The 4508-nt window shown below is 33.9% G+C and carries 4 protein-coding genes and 1 riboswitch; of the genes, 2 read left to right on the top strand and 2 right to left on the bottom strand.

Annotated elements, in window-relative coordinates; all coding sequences use genetic code 11:
- On the bottom strand, nt 1–1448 hold a 1448-nt coding region (locus tag QZZ51_RS16180; protein WP_291871572.1), incomplete at its 3' end, for a BatA domain-containing protein.
- A 93-nt stretch (nt 1449–1541) separates the two neighbouring features.
- Nucleotides 1542–2549, bottom strand: coding sequence for a glycosyltransferase family 2 protein (locus QZZ51_RS16175; RefSeq protein WP_291871570.1), 1008 nt, complete (start codon nt 2547–2549; stop codon nt 1542–1544).
- A 78-nt stretch (nt 2550–2627) separates the two neighbouring features.
- Nucleotides 2628–2724: riboswitch (TPP riboswitch) on the top strand.
- Between the two features lie 115 nt (nt 2725–2839).
- Here QZZ51_RS16175 and thiS point away from each other — a divergent pair.
- Both thiS and thiC read left to right on the top strand, forming a co-directional pair.
- Nucleotides 2840–3043 (top strand): sulfur carrier protein ThiS, encoded by a 204-nt coding sequence (thiS, locus tag QZZ51_RS16170; RefSeq protein WP_291871568.1) that lies wholly within the window; start codon nt 2840–2842, stop codon nt 3041–3043.
- 94 nt (nt 3044–3137) lie between these two features.
- A partial coding sequence (gene thiC, locus QZZ51_RS16165) for a phosphomethylpyrimidine synthase ThiC (protein ID WP_291871566.1) occupies nt 3138–4508 on the top strand: 1371 nt, incomplete at its 3' end.

Here is a 4508-nt window from a genome sequence, read left to right as displayed (position 1 = left end):
TTTTTAAAATTAGAATTTTCCTTAGATAAAGAAGCACTGAAAAGATAAAAGTTATTCTGACCTACTAAAAAAGAAGCATTGTTTGTGTAGGATAAGGCCACAGTAGCCTTTGTTTGCAATGGGTAGCTAGATTGTACTTTAGGGTACTGAAAATTAGTTACTTTTTTTTCGAATACCTGGGAATAAATCGGATGCGTAAAAGCGATGTTTGAAATACTATGCTCTTCGGATCTTTTTTTATTTAATTTCGTTGAAAAATAGTGCGAAGTTAGGCTGTTATAAGAATTAATTTCTATTGGAACACTTGGTATCACCACTAAAGTTCCTCCTTCTTTTGTAAAAGAATGTAGTGCTGTAGTTAGGGCATTTGGAATATTCTGTATTTCGTTAAGTACAATGGTGTTTTGTTTTTGCAGCAGACTGTAATTAAGGTTTTTTAGATGGTATTCCGAAAATGTAAATTCATCTTTGGTATATATCCTTTTTAAAAACGAATTGTTTTCGCCAATTACCAGTACTTTGATTTTTGGTTTTTGGTTCAAATTAAAATACAAACTATTATCGTATTTTAAACCTTTATCTATTATAGTTACCTGCCCTTCTAGGCTTTCATTTTTTGGTATAGTAAAGGTTACATTGGCTTTTTTGTTGGTATTAAAAACGGCAGATGTTTTAGCGATTAGTTTTTCTCCATTATAAAGAGAAACGGGTGTACTTTCTATTTCGGTAGTACTAGTTAGTTTGGTTACTACATTTATGTTTTCATTAATAATAGCATCTACATATAAACTATCGATACTTATATTTAGGTTATTATCGGGTCTTTTTACAACAAAGTAGGTGTTTTTATTTTCTAAAGAATCTAATTCAGAAGAAATCATATTCTCTTGAAAATCAGAAACCAATATGGTGTTTTTAATAGAAGAAACGTTTTCTGAGAAGAGTGTTTTTGCTTTTAGTAAAGCTGCATTTAACGGTAATTGAGTGGTACTGTGATCCAGAGACAATAAATCATTTTGTATCTCTTTAATGTCTACATTTTTAAAAACCTTATCGTTTGTAAACAGACTTATCTTTTGGTCTTTTGGAGTTTCTTTTAGCAGTTCTTGTACGGCATTAGAAAGTAAAGAACCATTTTCTTTAATAGCTTGCATACTAAAGGAGTTATCTAAATATATTACCGTTTCTTTTGTTGTTAATGCTGTTTTCTTTGCAAAAAAAGGCTGAGCAAAAGCAAGTACTAAAGCGGCTATAATTCCTAATCGAGTTACTAAAAGCAGCCATTTTTTAAGGGTATTACTTTTTCTAGATTCAGAAATAACTTCCTTTAATAATTTGACGTTTGTAAAAGGAGTTTTTTTAAATTTTCGGAGCTGAAAAAGATGAATAATAATAGGGATAACTAGTAGAAAAAGCCCCCAAAGAAGTTCTGGATATTTAAACTGCATTCATCATATTAATTTCCCAAAGATACTTAAAAAATGTGCATCTGTTTATTGGTTTGCCTTCGAATTATATTGCAATATTTTAAAAAATAGATTCTAACAGAAGAGATAGTAATCTTTGCCTTGCTTTTTATTCCTTTCTTTAAAGAAAGTTTTTATTTCTAATTGTTCTTCTTGGTTAGCAACAGTAACTATACATTGGGCATTTTGCAAATCAGCAATGGTATTAAAATGTTGTATTATATTCTCATAAATAGTTTTACCTATCTTCTTTGGGTTGTCGCAATGCCAAGTAAAAGGAACATTTTTTTTGTTTAATATTTTGGCAATTTCTTTTCCTTTGTTTCCTGCTCCCCAAAGGGCAAGAGGCCTATTGGGGTTAAAATCTAGTTGCAAAAAATAATGCATCTTTAAATCAATAAAATAGTTAGCCGCATAATGCTCGCTAGTTCTAGAAGTACGGTAACTGTAATCTCGCCAATGGTGCAATATTGTATCGCATGGAATTACTTTTAACCCATTCTCGTAAAATCGAAAAGCTAAGTCGTAATCCTCGGGGTATCTGCTAGAGAAAAATGCCCCGCTAGAATCAAAATCTTCTTTGTGTGCCATCCAGCAGGGAGAAGGTATTACGCACTCTTTATAAATTTCTTTAAAATTGTCTCCTTTTTCGGTTAAGGAGTTTAGCCAAGATTCATAACGGGCATACCCGTTACTAATACCTTCTTTTGCAAAATATAATACCTTTCCGGTAGCTAAATAACCTGTTCCTTTTTCCACTAAACTATCCACCATAGTAGAAAGTTTGTTGCTTGGCATAATATCATCAGAATCCATTCTAGTAATAAAATTACCATTGCTTTTGGCATAGGCCAAGCGTAGGGCATCAATAATACCAGAGCCAGAATTGGTAAATACTTGTATCCTAGAATCTACTTCTGCATAAGATTTTAGAATGGTAGCACTAGAGTCTGTAGAGCCATCATCAATAGCTAAAACTTCCCAATTTTTATAGTCTTGTTGTAGTATAGAATCTAGACACTCCTCTAAAAAGGCTTCTGTATTTTTTACGGGAATAAGAATACTTACCAAAGAATTTTGCATGCCTGCAAGGTAATTAAAAGGAAAAATAAAATTATACTCTTTTGTGTTCTTACTTAGATTATTTATTTACATTTACAGCGTAAACTTTAGGGGTGTTCCTATTTTTAGGAACTGAGACATACCCTTTGAACCTGATGCGGTTAGTACCGACGAAGGGAAAAGTTGAAAAACGTATTGTAATATGCGTTTGCAACATTTTCATAGAATGTACCCAATATTCTTCTGGTGTATGTTTATTTCAAAGACGTTTTAGCCTTCTAGGATTTACAGCATATTTAAATATACTGTATATGATTACTATTTATGTCAACGAATCGCCAATAGAAGTTCAAAAAAACAGCACTATTTTACAGCTTTTACAGCAGTTAAAGTCGCCTATACAAGGCGTAGCTGTTGCTATAGATGATACTGTTGTGCCTAATGCTAGTTGGGAATCCTACGTATTAAATACAAACAATAAAATTTTAATAATACAAGCAGCTCAAGGAGGATAAAATGTGCCTTTAGCTATTGGCCATTGGCAATTAGCTTAACACGTAATTAAACAATAATGCTAAAGGCGAAAAGCCAAAAGCTAAAAGCAAAAAAATGAAAAGCAAAGATACCGCACCCAAAGAAGGTCAAATAACCAGAAAACCTTTTCCTAATTCTAAAAAAATATATGTAAAAGGAGAGATTTATCCAGAGCTTAAAGTAGCTATGCGCGAGATTTCTTTAAGTGATACTAAAGATTCCTTAACCGGAAAATTAACACCCAATGAGCCGGTTACGGTTTATGATACTTCAGGCCCTTATACCGATCCCAATAAAGAAATTAATGTGCATAATGGTATTGAGCGTATAAAAGAAAGTTGGATTCTAGATCGCGGAGACGTAGAACAACTAGAAGGTTTTACCTCGGAATATTGCAACGAGCGTATAAAGGATAGTAGTTTAGATCATATGCGTTTTAAACTGGTAAAAAAACCATTAAGAGCTAAAAAAGGCGCAAATGTTACCCAAATACATTACGCAAAAAAAGGAATTATTACTCCAGAGATGGAATATATTGCTATTCGTGAAAATCAGCGAATAGACCAAATGACCGAAATAAGAAAGCAGCATAAGGGAGAGCATTTTGGAGCAGCAATTCCAGAGAAAATAACTCCCGAATTTGTTCGGTCAGAAGTTGCTCGTGGTCGTGCGGTAATACCATCGAATATTAATCATCCAGAGGCAGAGCCTATGATTTTAGGGCGTAATTTTTTGGTAAAAATAAATGCCAATATAGGAAACTCAGCTACCACATCTTCTATAGAGGAAGAAGTAGAAAAAGCTGTTTGGGCTTGCCGTTGGGGCGCAGATAATATTATGGATTTGTCTACAGGACAAAATATTCATGAAACGCGCGAATGGATTGTTCGTAATTCTCCTGTACCAGTAGGTACTGTTCCTATTTACCAAGCTTTAGAAAAAGTAAATGGCGTAGCAGAAGATTTAACTTGGGAAATTTTTCGAGATACCTTAATAGAACAAGCGGAGCAAGGCGTAGATTATTTTACCATCCATGCAGGTGTACTGTTACGCTATGTTCCCATGACGGCAAAACGAGTTACAGGAATCGTTTCTCGCGGTGGTTCTATTATGGCAAAATGGTGTTTAGCACATCATAAAGAAAGCTTTTTATATACCCATTTCGAGGATATTTGCGAAATATTAAAACAATATGACGTTGCTTTTTCTTTAGGCGATGGTCTACGTCCAGGTTCGGTAGCCGATGCTAATGATGAAGCCCAGTTTGCCGAGTTAGAAACTTTGGGAGAATTAACGCAAATTGCTCGGAAACATGAGGTACAGTGCTTTATAGAAGGTCCAGGTCACGTTCCTATGCACATGATTAAAGAAAATATGGAGAAGCAAATTGAAGTTTGTGACGAAGCTCCTTTTTACACCTTAGGCCCATTAACTACCGATATAGCG

It is taken from the genome of Maribacter sp., from assembly GCF_016744255.1.
GTDB lineage: Bacteria > Bacteroidota > Bacteroidia > Flavobacteriales > Flavobacteriaceae > Maribacter_B.
This window is presented reverse-complemented; position numbering and strand designations above follow the sequence as displayed.